Genomic DNA, 19,086 nt, shown 5'->3' on the forward strand with positions numbered 1-19,086 from the left:
TCCTTCGCGTGCCGCTGACCATACCGCGGTCGGGCCCAGCTAAGGTCGCGGTGCCAATCCCCAAACACGGCCACAGGCCGAGATGTGTGCATTCCACCAGCGTAGGGAGATGGGGCCACCCGGGACTGCCACGCAAGAGCAGAGGGACAACCAACTGCGGGCATCGAGCTCGGGGTTTACAGCCACGGATGGCGACCTGTGTGGATGAGTCTGATTTGTCGAATCCTGACATCTGCCAGCCGGTGGGCCGCATAGGGGAAACCATGGAACAACGATCAGCGGCCGCGGCCGCCACAAAAATGGCCCAACTCCAGCAGGACATCGAGGAGCTTAGCAATCGCAGAGACGCGGCACTGGCGCGTTTGGAGAGCAAAGAGGTAGGCGCGTACGAGCAGATGCTCTTGACCCAAGAAGAGCTGCTGGGCGCCTGCTGTGCTGTGCTGGAGTTGGTATGTGCCTCGGAGAATGCAGCAGCGGTAGCGTTTTCAGTTCTGCTCCCCGCACTGCAGGCTGCCTAGGTAAACCATCTGCCGTCCGTCTTGGGTCGTGAAGGAAGGGAGTGCGCCGGTTCGAAGACGGGCGTAGACCGTGGTCCTTGAGACGTGGAGTATCCGGGCTGCCTCTGCCGGACGTACGACACCGGGAGGAACCGTCTCTCGTGGGGACTTGAGGGTGGGCCGGTTTCGGAAAGAGGGCCAAATGTCCTGGAACCCGCGGTACTCAATCTGGTTGCGGGTGAGCCCGACTCCAGCAGCAATTCTCGCGCAGGACAGCCCTGAAGCCGCCGCCGACTTGATGGCGGAGGAGAGAGCAAGCTTGGCTTCATCCGCCTGTACGAGGGCGGAAGCGACAGCCGCGAGGCGTGGGTCCTGATTAGTGGTCTTCACATCTTCAACCTTACAAGATGTAGACGAAAATTCCCAGTGTAAGCGAGGGTTGAGTACGCGAGTGTCGCCACTCGTAAAGGGCCACCGTGCGCAAGGGGCGCGTTGATGCAAACAGGCGTCCAGCGAGTGGGGTTTGGAGGGTTTGTGGGGTTTATTGACGGCACATATTAACCATAAAGTACACCGGAATCTACTAAAGCCGTTCCTTGCCCTTTCTGCTGTAGTTTGACCCCTCAAACCCCCTAAACCCCTGGAGGTGATGTTGGGGCGGCCGGCACGATGACTTGAGCGGCTGAGAGATCGGTTTTCCCGGAAATGGACACTTGAAATATTCGACTGTACAGTCTCTTTTAGGATTACAAATTTCGAGAGAAAGGCCCAAAGTGGCACGAAGCGTAACGGTGGCCAACGAAGCGGTCGGGTTGGAAACTGCGGCAAGGGAACTCACGCGCGCCGGCTTTTTGATTCACGAGGTCGTCGCCGATAAGAAGCCGGGGCACAAAGCTGGCTTTATGGATTCCGTCGAGTCCATCCGTGATACCTCTGACATCACTTTGGGCAGGATTGCAAGTGGCAAGGCAACCGGCATGGCCGTCTTTACCGGCGGCAAAGCGCTTTACGGGACCCGTCCTGACACCTTTATCTTGACCGCCCTGGAACTCGAAGGCCGTGCCGTTGCGGACCCCGCCTTCATGGCTGAATGGACGATGGCGATTGACAGGGCTGGGCTGCAGCCCCTTATGCAGCGCTTGGACGGAGGGTGGAGAGAAGAGACACCTTCCGGCGGCGTTCGCTGGTTTTTTCGGATCCTCGCGCCGGACACGGATTACGCCAAGCAGCTGTCGGGGGTCTCTGGCTGCCTCTCGGCCGTGCGCGGTGGTAAGGCATATGCCGAATTGCTGGTTTCGAACGCGTCGATAATCGTCGCCCCCTCCTACGGAAGGACACACCCGAGTGGTAAGCCCTACGCGCGTCAAAACGGCGGTCCTGTTCAAGTGACGACTGTTGCCTTCCGGGAGCTGAATGCCCTCTCCGAGCTGTTGCGTGAAGTGGGGGATCGTCCGGAGGCCACAACGGATTACGTGTCGCCCGTTGATCTGTTGGACGGTCGCTCGCGTTCGATGCTTGCCCAGTACAACAAGCTTGTCACCGACCGCCAGCTGGCTGCGATGCTCGTGGGCCACGGGTGGGTTCTGGACAGGACTGACGCTGGCGGAACCATGCGTTTGAGCAAGCCGGACGGCTCCGCTGAAGTCGCAGTGGGGGGCAGCCGGCACGAAGGTGCCGCGTGGACCTTCTCTGCAGCATCGGCCGCGCCTCTCACGCCCGAAAAGCATCTCCGTCCCTCCGATGTCCTTGCTGCGCTCGAGTTCGGCGGAGATTACGAAAAGATGCTCGCGAAGCTGCAGAAGGACGGGACCGTTCGCCATGCGCCTTGGCCGTTCTCTGTTCGGCGGCCCGTGCAGGTGGACGTGGAAGCCACGTCAAGTCAAAACCTCAGCCGCAAGATCGGGGAGGCTCTGCAGGCTGCAATGCATCCAACGACCAAGGACCTTCCCTTCGTGTTGGCCCTTGTGGATCCCCGAAACGGGCAGTACATCGCGCCGGTCTCCCTGGACACCGAGCAGGCGCTCCTTCGTTGGACACCTCAGAAACGCGAAAACCTCCTCCTCTCCGTGGTCCAACCGATTCGGTGGGTCAGCAAGGCAATGAAATTTCAGCACAGCCTCCCGGCGAGCATTGTAGAGTCCGCCTTGCCGACGGACCGGATCCCCCCGGCCCTCACATCGGTGCGGCACGCCGCGACAGAACCCGTCATCCTGCCCAACGGCGACACAGTCAACTCACCCGGATACCACCCCGAGAAATCTGCACTGATTGCAATTCCGCACCGAGAGCGCGCCTTCTGGAAGATGTACCGAGTGCCGGAGAGCCCAACGATCACCGACGTGCAGACGGCGGCGGACCTGATTTTCAATGAAGTCCTGGTCGACTTCCCCTTCGAGACTGAGGGTGACAAGGTCCGGGCCCTCGCGTATTTCCTGACCGGGGTGAGCCGCGCGCTTTACGGGGCTGCTCCTGGGTGGCTGCTGGACGCATCCGAACGCGGAACGGGCAAGACCTTCGTCGCGGTTATCATGCGCGTCATCAGCACCGGGAGCGCCGCGTGCGTCAGTATCGGGTACTCCCGGTCTACTGACGCTGAGACGGAAAAGGCGATTGTGGCCGCTGCCCTTGAGGGCGGCCGCCATTTGCACTGCGATGAGCTTCCTCGCGGCGAAAAGGTGACCTCAAAGGCGCTAATGGAGGTCATTACCGCAGCTGAGGACGGCACCCGCAAACGCATCCTGGGCCGTTCAGGAACAGCTGTCATCACACCCATGACTGTAACTATTTGTGGCAACAACGCGGAAGTCGGAGGTGACAGCAACCGCCGCTACATCTCCATCCGAATGGTGAACCAAACCGCGGGCCTTGCCTTTGAACGCTCTGGTTTCCGCCACGACGATCTCCTCGGTTGGGTTCGAGCCAACCGTCCAAAGCTGCTGGCCGCTCTTCACACCATCCTCTCGTATGGCCTAAAGCATAAAGTGCCCCTGGGTAAGCTCCCGACGAACTACGGGGGCTTCGAACAGTGGACCGCGGTGGTCCTCGCATCGCTGTCTTACGTAAAGGTAGGCGACCGCAACGCCGCAGAAGTCTTCGACGACGGACGCCGCGACTTCGTCGAGACCAATGACGACGAGGGCGACGAGTGGGCCCCCATCATGGAGGCATGGTTGAAGTCTTACGGTACAGAAACATGGGCAACAGCAAGGGATGCCCACAAAAGGTTTTCCCGGGTCGGCTCCGGCCCCATCGAGCTGCCGGTGGTGCTGCTGCCGACGGCGGGCGTGGCTGATGCTAACCAGGCAAAAACGTGGGGCAGGGCATTGTCAGCGCGCCGGATGACCAGCGTGCTTTCTGACGGCAAGGTCCTGAAATTCGACCTCAAGAAAGATCCCAAGCGGGGAAACAGGTTCCGGATTTTGTCTGAGATCGATCCAAACTGCGAGCGGGGCGTGGTAGCAGAAGTACCTTCCGAACCGGCGAAGCCAGCCGTGACCACACCAGTCGCCGTTGCACCTGTGGTTACGCCAGCGCGGGTGGTCATGCCTGGTCTCCCGTATGACGGCGCAGCCGATCAACGCGCAGAAGTTATCGATCTGGAAGCAGCATGACTGATGCCCGACACCCGGCGGGCTGAGGCTCTGAACAGAGCGGATGCTCCCAAACCGACCAGCAGCACTTCCTTCGTTATGGAAAGGCCTTCATTGAGCCACGCAACGCTTATCGCCCAGGACCGCAGCACGGGGGTCGCCTCTCTGTTGTTCCTTCCCGCGGGCGCAGAGGTCCACGAGTTCGACCGTTGGCTGCGTGCCAACAAGACGGACGTACTCGGCTTTGACACCGAAACCACCGGCTTGGATTTTCACGCGACCGACTTCGATGTCCGCCAAGTTTGTTTCGGCACCTCCACGGGGCACGCGGTTGTCATCGATGGTTCGGACACTGAGCTTGTTGTCGGCTGCCTCACAGCGGCTGTGAAAAGCGGCCGTCAGATCTGGGCGCACAACGCGACGTACGACGCGGGCGCCGTCTTTACCCGCTACCGAGTGCGGTTGCGCAAGCTGCGGTGCTCCCTGGTGCTCACACGGGCACTGGCTCCAGACACTATCGCAACACAGCGCGGCTCCCTCAAAGACCTGCGGCCAGCTACTCAGGATGCCCTGAACAGGCTTGCTGGTCACTACATGCAACGTTGTGGTCGTGCCCTGCTTGAGCGAAGCGAACACTCCTGGCTGCCCGGGGCGGTTGCCCTCCTCGGTGCCGACGATCCGATCCTGCTCGAGTATGTTGCGACTGACGCCATCGAGTGTGCGCGCCTGGTCGAAGACTGGCGCGACGAGAGCACCGAAGCGCGAACGGGTGACTCCGTGCTCGCCGCCACGGCGCAATGGAAAGCGGCAATGATGGAAACCCGAATTGAGGACCTGTGGCGCTGGCCGGCCGCGCGCGGCTACCGGCTGGATATGGCCGAACTCGGCCACCAGCTTGGGCGGCTTGAGACAAGCAGGCACGAGGGCGCACTTCGGCACGGGGTGGACCTAACGGCTAACTCTGAGGCCACCAGGCAGTGGATCAGGTCGCGCGGCATCCGCATCCAGGACCCGGACGGTAAAGTCACCCTGAGCCACAAACACTATAAGCAAGCCTTTGTCCCGAACGACGCCGCCGAGGACTGGGCCGACTTCAAAGCGATCAGGGAAGTAGCGCAGACAGCAAGCAAGCTTAGCGAACTGATGGAGCGGCAGGTAGGGGGGAGGATCTACCCGTCCATCCGTGCCATCGGAGCGGTCACAGGCCGGATGTCCATAGGGAAACCAGCGATCCAAAACATTCCGACAGCACTGCGGAAGCTACTGCTGGCCGAGGAGAATCATGTCCTCGTAGGGTGCGACTTGAATCGTGTGGAACCGTGCGTCCTCGCAGCCATGAGTCAGGACGAAGCGCTTATGGAAGCTGTCATGGGTGATGTCTACATTGAGCTTGCAGTTGCCGTTTACGGTGAAGAGAACCGGGAACGGATCATTGCCGAATCCAGGTCAGACGCCGGGAGCCCCGAACGAAAGATCGCCAAGACCGCACTTCTGGCAATGATCTACGGTCAAGGTCCCACATCTCTTGCCCGTAATCTCAGCATCACCTCAAGTGACGCCCGGGAAGTCATCAATAGTCTGCGTCGGGCATATCCGACAATGAACCGCTGGATCAACGATGTCAAGTATCGAGCCAAGAGGGGCGATGCGATGAGCACATTCTTCGGCCGTCCTCTCGCTGAGACTAGGGACAAGCCCTACCGTATGGTGAACTGGACAGTTCAGGGCACCGCCGCGGATCTGTTCAAACAAATCACTCTCCGCGTCGCAGCCGGGCTCCCTCGGGATGCGCTCTATTTGCCCGTCCACGACGAGCTGGTTGTGCAAGTACCGGCTGGGCTGGAGCAAAACGCCTTGCAGGTACTCGGCGATGCAATGACCACAGAGATGGCCGGGGTTCCGATTACTGGGACGCCGGTGATTCTTGGGCCCCGGCTGGGGCACGCCTGAGTGGCTTCCCATCAGGGCCCGTAGCCACACGCCGTCGGCCCTTTTCGTCCGTGACGGTCACGAGTTCGTCCCGATCCAGAAGCCCGTACACAGTCGTCCGGGATACGCCAAGAAGGCGAGCCGCTTCGGCAGGACCCACGCCCGGACCGTCGTCTTTGCGCCGAGGGTACTCCCGGATCGCCTTGCGTTCCTTCTTCTCGTCGTCCGTCAGGAGTCGGCGCTTGATCGAGTCAAAGGTGTCCTTGTATAGGCGGTACTGCAGTTGGTGGCGGGTTAACCCCGTTAGTTCCTCCATCTGAGACCAGGTCACTACTTCTTTGAGGGCCAGCAGCGCGGCATTGGTTCGCTGCTGCGCGGCCCTCTCCTCAGCCTGTGCGACATAAACCCGCGCGGTCAGTTGCTCAAGTACAGTCATAAGCACAGTTTACGGCCGAATATTTCCGTAGTACTGCACCGCCCCGCCCAGTGGCAGCCAGCATGGTTTGTAGGCCTGGCCCCGCGGGGGCTGGGGGCTGTTGCCGTCCCACGATCACGTGATACCCGCGACGGGCCCACATCTTGGAGTCGGTCGGCAGCACCGACCTGCTCGAGTCGACGTCGCGGTCGATGTTGGCTTTGAAGCCTGGGAGCGGGGTCCGCAGGTCGTGCAGGACGGCAGTCTTCTCGGCGAAACCGTTCAGCAGCGTCTCGGTCTTCTGCTCGCCCTTGGCTCCGATCTTCGCGACGCCCTCGTCCACCGCCCGGGAAGAATCCTCGAGCCCGCTGGCCGCGCGGCAGCAGATGCCGTTCATCAGAAGTTCCGGATCATCCGGACGAAGGACTAGAGGCTGAGAAGGACGAGGCCGGCGCCGAGGAGTTTCCTACGTGAGCCAAGGCCATCCGGTCGTCGTTTTACCTCTTGCGGGTGCTGTCTAAGACAGCACCCCGAAACTTACGTCGGCAACGGGGTCATAGGCGTGCCTGCTTTCAGTGAGAACCAGATTCTGATGGTTAGGCTAGAGCCATGGACCCATCCGGAAGCGGCAGGGAAAAGATCGTCAGTGGCTGGTTACGCGATGCCATCGATCGAGTGCACCAAGAACAGCCGGAACTTTGGGAGTTGGGCGTCGGCGAGCGTGCCCGGGTGGGACAAATATTTCGGGCACTGTACGAGAGTGACCCATATCGTGGCGGCTGGCACATCGACCTTGAATGGAACCGGGTAGGCGTCAATCGAGATCCGAAGGCGCAAGCGGAGAACCGCAGCGGTTATGGAACGCCGGACATCGCAGTACACCATCGCGGAGAAGACGGGCGCGAGCACAATCTGATGATCGTTGAGTTCAAGAATGTGCTCAGCCAAGGCCACATCAACTACAGAGACCACAGAAAGGTCAAGTGGTGGATCGGGCGGTCCTCGTACTGCTTCGGCGCTGTCATCGCGCTGGGACCCACGCCGTATGTGTTTGGGCCGGTGGGAGTTTGGATCACACTCGACGAGTCCGGCAAGCAGCGTGAACGACCCTGGCTCTGACGACCCATCACCAGTCGATGCGAAGTCGGGCGGGGAGTTTCGCGTCGCCGCCGTTACCGATCGCGGCACCCAGCGGCCGGCCCTTGGCCAGGTGGGGTTTGGCCGGCGCCGGGTGCGGGACGTCAACGCCGGCCCGGTCCATCGGCGAGCCGATCATTGCTGTGTGGTCGCCTTTGCGCATCCAGTACGGGGTCGCGGCGAGCAGCTTAGAGTTCTCAAGGACGGCTGTCGCGTCGAAGGTATGCCAGGGCTGGAAGGCGTAATCGGTGAGCATTCCGCGCTTGGCCCACCGGTCCGGTCCGGTGGCGTCGTTGATGGCGAAGTCGGCTTCCAAGTTGAGGAATGGTTCGCTCATCAGGTGGCGCCCAGGAAACCACGTTTCCCAGTGAGCGATGCCGATGCGGGCGGCGGGGGAGTCTTGGCCCCGGCCGGGGAATCCCTTAAGAACTTGGGCGACCGTCTTATAGATCGCGTGGCGTGGATCGGAGCTGGTGTGGCGTGGGCGGTCCGGGTGCGGGGCGGCGATGAATACGACGGTGAGCCCGGAGGTTTCAAGGGGACGAGCGGCAATCAGTTCGGCCCAGCGACGGACTTTGGACTCGAACGACGCTGACGCTGTTGCTGTCAGCTCTAGTACGACGCGCATGCCGTCTTCGCGGATGATTGTCGCGTCGGCGCGGCGGTTGTCGGCCTTGGGGAGCTTTTTGCCCAGGCCGGAGCCAGCGAGTAGGTCAACGGAGGAAAGCTGTTCGCCCATGACTGTTCCAATGGGCAGGTACTCCGCGGCGCGCAGGCCAAGCTCGGCGGCGAGCAGGTTGTGCCTGTCGTACTGGCCACCGCCGGACCACGGCTGGCCTCCGGTAATGGACAGGAGCTCAGGCCCGGTGAGGTTAGGTTCGATGAGTTTCTCGAAACTGTCGGTGTTGCTCGGGCGATATAGGGAGTACCGGTTGGCTCCGGCAGAAGGTGCGGCGTAGTTAGCGAAGACTCCGATGTCGATGAGTCCGAGTGCAAACGACGCTTGGATCTGGGAATAGGAAGGGTTCAGGAAGTAGCGAGACCCAGTGAACGCGGCGAGCTGTTCCGCCGAAGTGGTCCGCCACGACTGGAGGACGGCCCAAGATGTGTGGCGATCTGCTCGGCCGCGGTTGGAGGTAAGGATCCTCAGCGCGTCGTAGTCGGTCATGACCTTTCGGACACGTGTGCGTCCCAAACCTTCTTCCTTCCTTGCACGAACGAGGTTGCCGGTAGCCCAAAGTGACGTTGATCCGGGCGCCCACAGCGGATCCCAGTAGGGGTCGATGCGGTTGTGCATCGCAAGGTCGTCGTCCGGGCAGGACGACGGGATCATCTCAGCGTGAAAGGCGTCTTCGATGACCCGTCGCTGGGGGGCGGCAATTAGCACGGTAGGCTCCTGCTTGTTGGTGAGTGTAGGCCTGCGCGACTGCACAGGATGAGAGTGGAGTTCGGGCTTCTGGACCGGTGTGTAGCTGCACGGGTCATGGGTGCGACGGGTGACGGCTCTGGCCAGTCGAAAGGTTTGCTGCTCCATACTCTGAAACATGCGTAGATTGCCGGTCTGGGGGCCGCAGACTGGAGTGGCCGGATTCAGGGCTTTTTTCGCAACGGAAAATTCTGCAGGAAGCCGCGAATCCCCCACCTCGCGTCCGAATTGTCGGCGGGCTTCCCCTCTATAAACTCGATGTGCGGACAGGGACATGCCTGAATGCAACGAACTTGCGCTCTTTGTGCCACTGTGAAGTTCACGTGGCTTTGGTACCAAGTCTTCTTGGACGCGGCTGTTTCTTCGAGACATCGGAACATTTGGAGGCTTCAGCGCCAGGACCGAGTCTCCGCTGTCGCGCGCGGCGGCAGTGGGCGCCACTTTGGGTTGTTTTGTGGGGCGCCATTGGTTTGGCTGGATTTGGCCTGCGGCCGCCGGAGGTGGTGCGGAGCTCATAGGTCTAAGTAAGTTTTCGATCTTGGTGATGGTGCCTGCGGCGCAAAAAGCGGGACCGTCACATTTTCTATTTAGATGCACCGACTTGATAGACGAGCTGCGTCTCAACGTCCTTTTCCTTGGACGAGTCGCAGCCTGCTCCGCTTTTTCGACGTGGAGGCCATAAGCGCGGAGCGCATGCTTTCCACTCTGTTGTCCGACCCGCAGGCGAGCCGTCGACCTGACGGCGGAGCAGCCGCTGAGGAGCTTTCGGTGAGTACCGCGGATGCGAACCGCTTTCGGGCGCCGCAGGCGACACCGCCCAACCTCACACACTCGCGGAAGAGCCCCGGCCCGGGGCGCAGCCCCATCATCATGACGATGAACGTGGCGAGGAAACGTCGGACGGGGAAACCGGGGAGGACGCAGCATCTGCGCAACGGACACACCACAATGACGGCCGCGCATCGGCTAGCGAAACAGAACGACGATCGCGCCAGAGGCTACAGAAAAACTGAACGGGCCTTGAGCGTCGCGAAGCACGAACCACAAAACGTCAACCAAATGCTCACGCGGCGAACAGCATGCCGCGCCGCGTGCCCGAGGCAGCCCGCCGCAGGCCAGTAACTGAAAGAACAACCACCCCGTGGTGAAACGAGACGACGAGCAGGATGACCAGCGAATCGGGAAACATGAAGGGCGAGGAGCGAAGTCCCGAGCCCTCTCAATATGCCTGTCCGAACACTTCCATCATTTCCTCGAGGGCTGAGACTCTTCACGGCCAGTCCAGGGCTACCGCCTCCCAACACACCGCCTTACCACTATGGGTAGCACGGGAAAAATGGCGCCTGAGTGAGATCGTGAGCCTGGAGGGGCCTGACCGGCTGGAGCCATGTGCATCAGCGATCAACTGCGGTGGCGGACCAAACTGGAGCCCAGAAAACTATAGCTAAGGAAAAGCGATTATTCGCGGAATGCGCTCCGAGCATTACCAGAGGCCGCACCACCTAGGACCCGCGATCGCGGTCTTCCTCTGCGGCGAGTTCCTTGACCCATGCGGGTGTCTCCAAACCAAGCTGGCGGTCCGTGACGAGTCGCAGACGGGCGGCCGCGATTTGTACTCCGCGGTCATACGAAGCCGTGCGGTGCCTCGTCTTCGGAGCGAAGGTGGCGTCTTCTGTCGGGCGCGCAGCACCGCTTTCGGCCATGGACCCTTCGTGCCCGCGGTCAAAATCCTGAATTCTCATCATCCATTGCTCCTTTCACCTCAGTCCCCAACCCAGTGTCGCTCTGTGCGGGCTCACCGTCCAGAGACTGGAAACCCAGCGTGGCCGAGGGCTTGCCAGGGCGCCGCAGCCTTCGGCTCCTAGTTCGGTTTCCCGATCTCGTGCCAAGGGACCGCCCCGCGCAATAGGCCGCTAGGGCGGTCCCTTTTCGTTGGCTTTCCAAAGGAGCGACGCCAGAAAGCGTCCTACCGTCGATCCAGCGTCGGCTGGCCGGTCCCATGAGCCTTAGGGCATCACCCGGCCCCCCACTTGGGGAGCCAGGAGTAGCACGGTTACTATTCCACTGTCGGGAACGTCGCGTCCGGCGGGAGCGGTTTGGGCAACCTTTTCAGTAGCGGGTGGTTTGGATCGAGCAGCAGGAGGGCCTCCTCCAGCGCAGAAATTCTAGCTTTGAAGGCCTGCCGACCAAACATCTCAGCGGTGTTTTCCAAATGCGTCGCCACTGCCAGATGTTGAGGGTTAATGCACAGGCGCCGTCCGCATTTATGATGAACGGTGAGAGAACCGAGCTCCTCGGTGAACGAGCGTGCCGCCTCGTAGGCGACCCTGTGGGCGAGCCGGTTGGTAGGTCCCCGGCCGATGAAGCCGTAGCCCGATCGTTTAGCCCCTACCCAGATCCAGCATCCGCCAAGATCTTGGGTTTCGATCTCACAGCGGGACTTCAGGATCTCCAGGACCGCGGGGCCATCGCATCGAATTATGGCTTGCCTCAAGGGCCCGAGGCGCTTGAACCAGCCCGCAGCGCCTGACTGCGTGTAGTGGATGTAGAATTCCTCGGCTGTGGTCATGGGCAACTACTTCGTTCTCGGCAAGCGGGAGAATCTCAACGACGCGGCTAGTGCACCGCAATGTAGGGACGGCCGGGTCGTCGATGCGAACCTGCAGCAGGAAGACCGCCGGCAGGCCAACCGATAGGCGTATGAGCTTGTGGAGGTGAAGCGTCTCGCCATCGCGCTTCAGAACACTCATACCAACGTCCAGATGGTCAACGCTAGGCTCAACTGCCGCCGCAAAACGGGTGAGATGCCTGGTTCCTAGCTCTAAGAGATATAGCGATCCTGTTGCTGTCCGGATCCGGAAGGAACCAGCTTGCGAGTCAAAAGCGACGTCAACCATGTGAGCCAGACTAGACGAGAGCGCTGACATTCAACCCATGATGATTCTTCTGGCGGCAGTGAAAACGCTTGTACGGTCTAGCGGCCAGTAACTTGGCTGGTCGATCGATAGACTCGTTGTGAACCAGGCGGTCGCCGAAGAGGTGTCGACGGCGGCGTGACGCGTTCCGGCATCCAAGTCCTCGTACACTGATAGCGTGCCGTCCACGGAAAACTACGCATGTTTCCCGGTAGAGGAAGCGCGACCCTGATTTTGTGAACGAACGGATTACCCTTGACGCTCTCCACCACCGAGCCCGGCCACCTTTCCCAGCGGCAGCTTGAATCCACCCTGTGGTCCGCCGCCAACGCCCTCCGCGGCCCGGTCGATCCCGGGGACTTCAAGGCGTACGTGTTCCCGGTGATGTTTTTCAAGTGGATCAGCGACAGCTGGGACCACGAGCACGCCCGCGCCGTCGAAGACTTCGGGGACGCGCTGACGGACGAGATCGAGACGGATTACCACACGTTCGCCATCCCGGGTGGCTGCCACTGGACCGATGTCATCGAGACTGTCCAGCAGACCGGCGCGAAGCTGGACGCAGCCCTGCAGCGGATCCAGCAGGCCAACCCGGACGCTCTCGCCGGGGTCTTTGGCGACGTCCAGTGGGCCAACCAGGAGCGTCTCCCGCAGTCGTCCCTGGCCGCGCTCCTGAACTCTTTCCACTCCGTCCGACTGGACCCTGACAGCGTCAGCGGGGACATGCTCGGCTCCGCCTACGAATACCTGCTCCGGGAGTTCGCCGAAGCCTCCGGGAAGAAAGCCGGCGAGTTCTTCACACCGCGCCACGTGGTGCACCTGCTGGTGAAAATCCTGGACCCGAAGCCGGGCGACACCATTGCCGACCCGGCCTGCGGCTCCGGCGGCATGCTCGTCGAAACCGTGACCGCCGTGGCGAACGCCGGGGGAGACCCGCGCACGCTCCGGCTGCACGGCCAGGAAATCAACCTGACCACCAGTGCCATCGCGAAAATGAACCTGTACCTGCACGGGCTCAAAGATTTCAAGGTTGTCCGCGGCGACACGTTCCGCGAACCGAAACTCCTGGACGGGGACGGGCTGCAGAAGTTCGACGTCGTCATCGCCAACCCACCATTTTCGCTCCAAAACTGGGGCGCCGAAGGCTGGGCGAATGACCCATACGGCCGTGTCGTCTGCGGTGTGCCGCCGGCCAAGAACGGAGACTACGCCTGGATCCAGCACATGGTTGCCTCCATGAAGGACGACACCGGCCGGGTCGGCGTGGTCATGCCCCACGGGGTCCTTTCTCGCGGCGGCAAGGAAGGCGCCATCCGTGAATGCCTCATCCGCATGGACCTGCTAGAAGCAATTATCAGCCTGCCGCGCAACCTCTTCTACTCGACATCCATTCAGGTGTGTCTGCTCATCTTCCGGAAGCAGAAGCCGACCGAACGTCAAGGCAAAGTCCTGTTCATCGACGCGACCAAACGATTTGTCGCCGGCTCTAATCAGAACGTCATGTCCGCCGAAGACATCGAGGTCATCGACGGCGCCTACAAATTGGGTAATAACATCGAGGGTCAAGGCGGGTTGAGCCTGCGACTGGTCGGACTGGACGAGCTTGAGGAAAACGGTTTCGACCTTCATTTCGGGCGCTACCTCAGGTCGGAAAGCGCAGCGGAAGTCAATGTTGAGGAGGCCCTCGTTGCCTACCAGGAAGCGCGGGACCAGCACGCCATCGCCGAGTCCCTACTCGGGGACAAGCTAAGGGGTGCTGGGTTTGATTTCTGAATGGCAGACCGTGCCGCTTGGCGAAGTCCTTCGGCAGGTGAAGCGCCCGGAAAATGTTGCGGACCTTGACCAGGTCCCTTTCGCCGGCGTTCGCTTGTATGCAGAGGGCGTCTATCTTCGGGATACTCTGCCCTCCAGCGAGGTCAAAACCCGAGTGCTGCAACGCATTCAACTTGACGACATTATCTATAACCGGATGTGGGCGACGAAGGCCAGTTTCGGACGCGTAAAGGAAGATGCCGCCGGGTGCCTCGTAACCAATGACTTTCCGATCTTCGAGGTTCACCCCGGTAGGTCAGTATCAGGGTTTATCGAACTCCTTTTTCACACTGCGAGCTTTCAAGAGGCGGCATCCCTCGCCGCGACGGGAACGACCGAACGCCGTCGGCTCCATGAGCGCGATTTCGTGAGGGTTCCGGTTGCGTTGCCGCCAATAGACGAGCAACATCGAATTGTTGACCTCATCCGCGGGGTCGATGACACCATTGAAGCTGCCCAAAACGAAGGTTCTACTTTGGTGGCCCAGGGCAAGCAGGTTTTTCCAGCCATGTTGACCGGCCTTGCGCCGTTCATTCCACTTGACGACCTCCTGGAGGAGGTAATCGATCACCGAGGGAAAACACCGACGAAGCTCGGGGGGGACTTTACTACTGACGGTGTCCCTGTTATTTCTGCGATACATATCAAGAACGGCCAGATCGCTTGGGAAAAGCGATACCGCTATGTCTCAAACGAGATGTACGAGAGATGGATGCCAGTCAAGCTCAGGGCGGGGGATGTGCTACTTACATCAGAAGCGCCCTTGGGTGCTGTAGCCCAAATTGCAACGACGGAACCCCTGGTCTTGAGTCAACGGCTCTACGCACTCCGCAGCCGGGAAAATGAACTGGACTCCACCTATCTGCGCTATTTTCTTAGTTCGGAGGATGGTCAACGGCAACTGTTGTCCCGATCATCAGGAACAACAGTGATCGGAATACGGCAATCCGAGCTTAGAAAGCTCCTAATACCAGTGCCGCCTTTGTCTCGCCAGCGCGAAATAGCCTCGGTTATGGCGGCGATTGACCAAGCAGTGTCAACTAACCGGTCCAGCGTAGAGGCATTACGAGTTCTCCGCGCCGAGCTGCTCGCGTCGCTCCTCTCCGGTGCACATAGAATTCCAGAGACGTATGACGAGCTGATGGGGGCGGACTCGATGGAGATGGTAGAGGCATGACGACGTGGGTGGTTCGGGCGGGAGCGAGCGGGGAAGACGAGGACTGGAACCTCACTTCGGGAAGGGCGGGGGTCGGATGGCCGGAGATCGGTGACATGTCTGCCTGTCGGAGCCGTGAGGACGTCCGTGCGCTCGTCGACGTTGCGTTCCCCGCCGATTCCGTGATGCGACGGGCCAACTACACCGGCCAACTGTGGGCCTTACAGGGCGTTATCCAACCTGGAGACTTGATCATCATGCCGCTGAAGCGTAGCGGGGAGCTGGCTTTAGGCACGTGCCGGGCCGGGTATTCGTACGACGCTTCCGCCGCGGACAGGCGGCGCCGGCATCATATTGACGTGGACTGGCATCCGGAGCACTTTTCACGCTCGGTATTGAAGGATGACCTGCTGAACATGATCAACGGGGCAATGACGGTATTTAGCCCGTCCCGGCACAACGCTGACGACCGACTGCATGCAGTGCTTCGTAACGGGGTGGACCCAGGGTTTTTCGGCGCGACGCCAGGACTGGCACACCCCACGAGCGCGACTACTGCCGACATTGAGGCGGCAGGTGTCCTTGACCCTGAGACTGTTCCGACGATGGATGCAATCAGGGACAGGATCCGGACACACATCGTTGAGAACTTTTCAGGCCATAAGCTCACGTACCTGGTTGCCGACATTCTGACCGTCCTGGGGTACGTCTGCGATGTTTCGCCGGAAGGCCCCGACGGCGGGGTGGACATCCTGGCCGGGCGCGGACCGTTGGGGTTGGATTCCCCGACGCTTGTTGTCGAGGTCAAGTCCGAGTCGACACAGATTGGCGCCCCTGTTGTTCGCGGACTGCAGGGAGCCGTCACCAGCAATCAGGCGGACCAAGGGCTTCTCGTCGCGTGGGGCGGCATCAACATTAACGCCAAGAGGGAGTTCTCCCATCAGCGGACGCGGATGGGTTTCTGGGACTCGGAGGCCCTTATGGAGCAACTTTTCAAGGTCTACGCTGACCTTCCACAAGAGACCCGGAACAAGCTGCCGTTAAAACTTGCGTGGGTCCTCAACGAAGAGCCGGGGGCGTAGTTTCATGGCTGGGTTCAACGAGTCGAGCACGGTGCAGCAACCGGTCCTGGATCTGCTGGTCGCTGCCGGCTGGAAGCACATTCCGGGGCACCAACTGGACCGGCACACCGAAGACGTGCTTATCGAGGCTGATCTCCAGACGGCTCTGGCCCGGCTCAACCCAGCCATCGCCGAGTCGCCGGAGCGGGCCGCCGAACTGCTGACGCCCTTGCGCAGTCTGATGCTCTCGGCACGGGAGGACGGGCTGGTCCCGACCAACCAACATTTCCTGGAGTGGCTTCGCGGGCAGAAGACACACCGGTTCCAGGGCCGGGACGGTTTCGATCCGGTACGGCTGATCGACTTTCAGAATCCCGCTAACAACATCTTGGTCGTCTCCGATGAGGTCACGTTTGGCACCCCGGGACACTCGTGCCGGTTTGATCTGGTCCTCTGGGTGAACGGCATGCCGCTGGTCGTGGTCGAGACGAAGACCCGGCTGAACGCCCGGATCACGTGGCTGAAGGCTGCCCACGAGATCCACGCCATCTACGAACCGGGCTGGCCGGAATTCTTCGTGTCCAACGCATTCTCAGTCGCGACTGACGGCAAAGACTTCCATTACGGTGCCGTCGGGCAGGACATCGAATCGTGGGGCGTCTGGGGTTCCACTGAGGAAGACATTCTCCCTGCTGGCTGGCCGCGGGTGAAGCGCAGCGTCGAACTGCTCCTGAATCCTGAAACTGTGCTGTCAGTGATCGCCGATTTCACCGCCTACGAGCTGAAAGGCAAGCACTCCGGCGTGCCGCGGCTGCACAAGATCGTGCCACGCTACCCCCAGGTCGAGGCCGTCCGTGCCATCCATGCCCGCGCGCTGCACGGCACCAAGAAGCAGGGCCTGATCCATCACACGCAGGGCTCAGGCAAGACCCTTGCCATGTTGTTTGCCGCAGTGAAGCTGGTCAACGAGCCGAAGCTGAAAAACCCGTCCATCATCCTGATCGCAGACCGGATCCAGCTGGTCACCCAGATGTACCGCCAGTTCCTCCGCGCCGGCATGCCCTCCTTGGAAGCCCCGGAGACTGCCTCCGACCTGCGCCGGATTTTGTCTGAGGACCGCCGGGGCATCATTTTCACAACCGTCCACAAGTTCAAGAACGCCGGGGCACTCAACACCCGGGAGAACATCATCGTCCTGGTCGACGAGGCACACCGGACCCAGGAAGGCCAGCTGGGCAAGTTTTTGCGGGCGGCGTTCCCAAACGCCCGATTCTTTGGTTTCACCGGCACACCGATCGCCGATGAGGACCGGAATACGTACGAACTCTTCGGGGATCCGGATGACCCGAACTATGCGATGAACACCTACGACTCGGACCGGTCCATTGCCGACGGCACAACCGTACCCATGCACGTCTCACCCCGCCTGGTGGACTTCCACATCCGCAAGGCCGATCTGGACACAGCCTTCGACGAGCTCGCCGCCGAGGAAGGTCTGACGGAGGAGGAGCAGGAATACGTCGCGGCCAAAGCCACCGACACCCGCACGTTCTTCGCCAACCCGGAACGGGTCCGGAAAGTCTGCACCGACATCATCGAGCACTTCTACTCCACGATTGACCCGCTCGGCATGAAAGCCCAGGTCGTAGCCTATGACCGCGGACTCTGCGTGGCCTATTACCAAGAGCTGACCCGGCAGATGCAGGCCCGGGCCCGAGCTGGAGCCGGCCCGGATACAGCCGCCGTCGTCATGTCCGTCCAGCCCAAGGATCCCGCCGACTGGCAGGCGTTTAGGCTGACCGATGACAAGGAGGAGGCGATCCTCAACCGGTTCCGCCAGCTCGGGGACCCGCTCAAATTCATCGTCGTCACCTCCAAGCTGGGCACCGGCTTCGATGCCCCCATCGAGGGCGTTATTTACCTGGACAAGCCGATGAAGCTGCACACCCTATACCAGACGATCACTCGGACGAACCGGAACTGGAAGAACCCGGCCACCGGTCAGGAAAAGCGCTACGGGCTCATCGTGGACTACATCGGGCTCGGCGACGGTTTCGCCCGGGCCATGTCCCCGGCAAACCCCGAGCATGCCCGCAAGGAAATCGAAACCGACTCGCTCCTGGAGCAGTTCGACGTCGAAATCGCGAACGTACTAGACCGGTTCGCCGGCATCGACCGCAACTCGAGCGGCTTCGAGGCGTTACAGGCCGCCCATGACCGGATTCCTGACGACAAGGCGATGGAGCGCTTCGCCGCGCAGTACGGGATGCTGCAGGGCATCTGGGAGGCCGCGTACCCGGACCTGCGTCTGGAAGCCCATCGGGCCGACTACAAATGGCTGTCCAAGGTGTACGCCTCCGTCATGCCAGCCGATGACACCCGTGACCTGCTCTGGCATCGCTTGGGCGCCAAAACCCTTGAGCTCGTCCACGGCCACATTGGCGAGGTAACGGTCAACGACACCGGCGTGGACGTCGTCATCGCCGATGAGGGCACGATCAAACGCCTCATCGAGGCCGGTGTGATCGATCCGGACGAGGGCAGCGGCGACACCCAGGTGACGACCGCCGGCGAAGTCATTGACAACATCGCCACCCGGCTGCGCAAGAGGCTTGAAGGCGACAACGGCGCGCATCCGGCGTATAAGACGCTGTCGGAGCGCCTTGAGCGGTTGCGTGAACGGCAGTTGGCCAAGGCGCACGACTCCGTGGACTTCCTCCGGGACCTCTTGGATCTGGCCAGGGACCTCGCATCGGCGGAGAAAGCGGAGGACGACTCCGGCACTGTCGGGCTGGACCTGTTGCCGGACCCGAACGTCGGCGCCCTGACGCAGATCTTCGAGGAGTACAAACCGGAGGACGTACCCGTAATTGTCGGCAAGGTTGTCGCCGACATCGACGCCATTGTCAAGGAAGTCCGGTGGGACGGCTGGAACAACACCAAGGAAGGCGACAAGGCAGTTCGCATTGCCATCCGCAAGGTATTGGCTCGGTACGGGCTCCCCCTGTCTGGTGAACTCTTTGACCGGGCGTATGCCTATGTGTCCGAAAACTACTAAGCAGGCCTCGGAGAAGCTCGCCGCCGGCTTTAACATCGGCCAGCAGCGCGGCTTACGGGTGGCTGTGCCCGGGAATGACGATGGATCAAG

General features: G+C 61.1%; 13 protein-coding genes. 8 read left to right on the forward strand and 5 right to left on the reverse strand.

Annotation, left to right across the window (positions count from 1 at the left end):
- The first annotated feature begins 200 nt into the window (after positions 1-200).
- Positions 201-518 (forward strand): hypothetical protein, encoded by a 318-nt coding sequence (locus AB4Y80_RS00070; protein WP_442211169.1) that lies wholly within the window; start codon positions 201-203, stop codon positions 516-518.
- Here AB4Y80_RS00070 and AB4Y80_RS00075 read toward each other — a convergent pair.
- Positions 486-1,277 (reverse strand): helix-turn-helix domain-containing protein, encoded by a 792-nt coding sequence (locus AB4Y80_RS00075; RefSeq protein ID WP_442211170.1) that lies wholly within the window; start codon positions 1,275-1,277, stop codon positions 486-488. The genes AB4Y80_RS00070 and AB4Y80_RS00075 overlap by 33 nt on opposite strands.
- Between AB4Y80_RS00075 and AB4Y80_RS00080 the strand changes: the two genes are divergently transcribed.
- Both AB4Y80_RS00080 and AB4Y80_RS00085 read left to right on the forward strand, forming a co-directional pair.
- Positions 1,271-4,108: a hypothetical protein gene (locus AB4Y80_RS00080; RefSeq protein WP_442211171.1), complete on the forward strand. Its 2,838-nt coding sequence runs from the start codon at positions 1,271-1,273 to the stop codon at positions 4,106-4,108. The two genes, AB4Y80_RS00075 and AB4Y80_RS00080, sit on opposite strands and share 7 nt — an antisense overlap.
- A 93-nt stretch (positions 4,109-4,201) precedes the next feature.
- Positions 4,202-6,037, forward strand: a complete 1,836-nt coding sequence (locus tag AB4Y80_RS00085) for a DNA polymerase (RefSeq protein WP_442211172.1) — start codon at positions 4,202-4,204, stop codon at positions 6,035-6,037.
- Here the strand turns inward: AB4Y80_RS00085 and AB4Y80_RS00090 are convergent.
- Together AB4Y80_RS00090 and AB4Y80_RS00095 are read right to left on the reverse strand one after the other, a co-directional pair.
- Complete coding sequence (locus AB4Y80_RS00090) at positions 5,991-6,452, reverse strand: helix-turn-helix domain-containing protein (RefSeq protein ID WP_442211173.1); 462 nt, start codon at positions 6,450-6,452, stop codon at positions 5,991-5,993. The genes AB4Y80_RS00085 and AB4Y80_RS00090 overlap by 47 nt on opposite strands.
- The gene (locus AB4Y80_RS00095; protein ID WP_442211174.1) at positions 6,439-6,828 is read right to left on the reverse strand and encodes a hypothetical protein; all 390 of its coding nucleotides are present in this window, start codon (positions 6,826-6,828) and stop codon (positions 6,439-6,441) included. The genes AB4Y80_RS00090 and AB4Y80_RS00095 overlap by 14 nt, the downstream gene beginning before the upstream one ends.
- A 212-nt stretch (positions 6,829-7,040) precedes the next feature.
- Between AB4Y80_RS00095 and AB4Y80_RS00100 the strand changes: the two genes are divergently transcribed.
- Positions 7,041-7,550: a hypothetical protein gene (locus tag AB4Y80_RS00100; RefSeq protein ID WP_442211175.1), complete on the forward strand. Its 510-nt coding sequence runs from the start codon at positions 7,041-7,043 to the stop codon at positions 7,548-7,550.
- Positions 7,551-7,557: 7 nt separating this feature from the next.
- Here AB4Y80_RS00100 and AB4Y80_RS00105 read toward each other — a convergent pair whose 3' ends face one another.
- The gene (locus AB4Y80_RS00105) at positions 7,558-8,955 is read right to left on the reverse strand and encodes a hypothetical protein (RefSeq protein WP_442211176.1); all 1,398 of its coding nucleotides are present in this window, start codon (positions 8,953-8,955) and stop codon (positions 7,558-7,560) included.
- A 2,095-nt stretch (positions 8,956-11,050) separates the two neighbouring features.
- A complete protein-coding gene (locus AB4Y80_RS00110; protein WP_442211177.1) occupies positions 11,051-11,563 on the reverse strand; it encodes an HNH endonuclease in 513 nt (170 codons plus the stop codon).
- A 601-nt stretch (positions 11,564-12,164) separates the two neighbouring features.
- On the opposite strand from AB4Y80_RS00110, the gene AB4Y80_RS00115 reads away from it, so the two are divergent.
- From AB4Y80_RS00115 to AB4Y80_RS00130, 4 genes are read left to right on the forward strand one after another with little or no spacing between them, the layout of a single operon-like run.
- Positions 12,165-13,682, forward strand: a complete 1,518-nt coding sequence (locus AB4Y80_RS00115; RefSeq protein ID WP_442211178.1) for a type I restriction-modification system subunit M — start codon at positions 12,165-12,167, stop codon at positions 13,680-13,682.
- The gene (locus AB4Y80_RS00120) at positions 13,663-14,898 is read left to right on the forward strand and encodes a restriction endonuclease subunit S (RefSeq protein ID WP_442211179.1); all 1,236 of its coding nucleotides are present in this window, start codon (positions 13,663-13,665) and stop codon (positions 14,896-14,898) included. Before AB4Y80_RS00115 ends, AB4Y80_RS00120 begins: the two co-directional genes overlap by 20 nt.
- Positions 14,895-15,959, forward strand: a complete 1,065-nt coding sequence (locus AB4Y80_RS00125) for a restriction endonuclease (protein WP_442211180.1) — start codon at positions 14,895-14,897, stop codon at positions 15,957-15,959. The genes AB4Y80_RS00120 and AB4Y80_RS00125 overlap by 4 nt, the downstream gene beginning before the upstream one ends.
- 4 nt (positions 15,960-15,963) lie before the next feature.
- A complete protein-coding gene (locus tag AB4Y80_RS00130) occupies positions 15,964-18,996 on the forward strand; it encodes a type I restriction endonuclease subunit R (protein WP_442211181.1) in 3,033 nt (1,010 codons plus the stop codon).
- Positions 18,997-19,086 lie beyond the last annotated feature (90 nt).

The sequence above is a fragment of the Specibacter sp. RAF43 genome, assembly GCF_052114065.1.
In the GTDB taxonomy this organism is placed as follows: Bacteria; Actinomycetota; Actinomycetes; order Actinomycetales; family Micrococcaceae; genus Specibacter.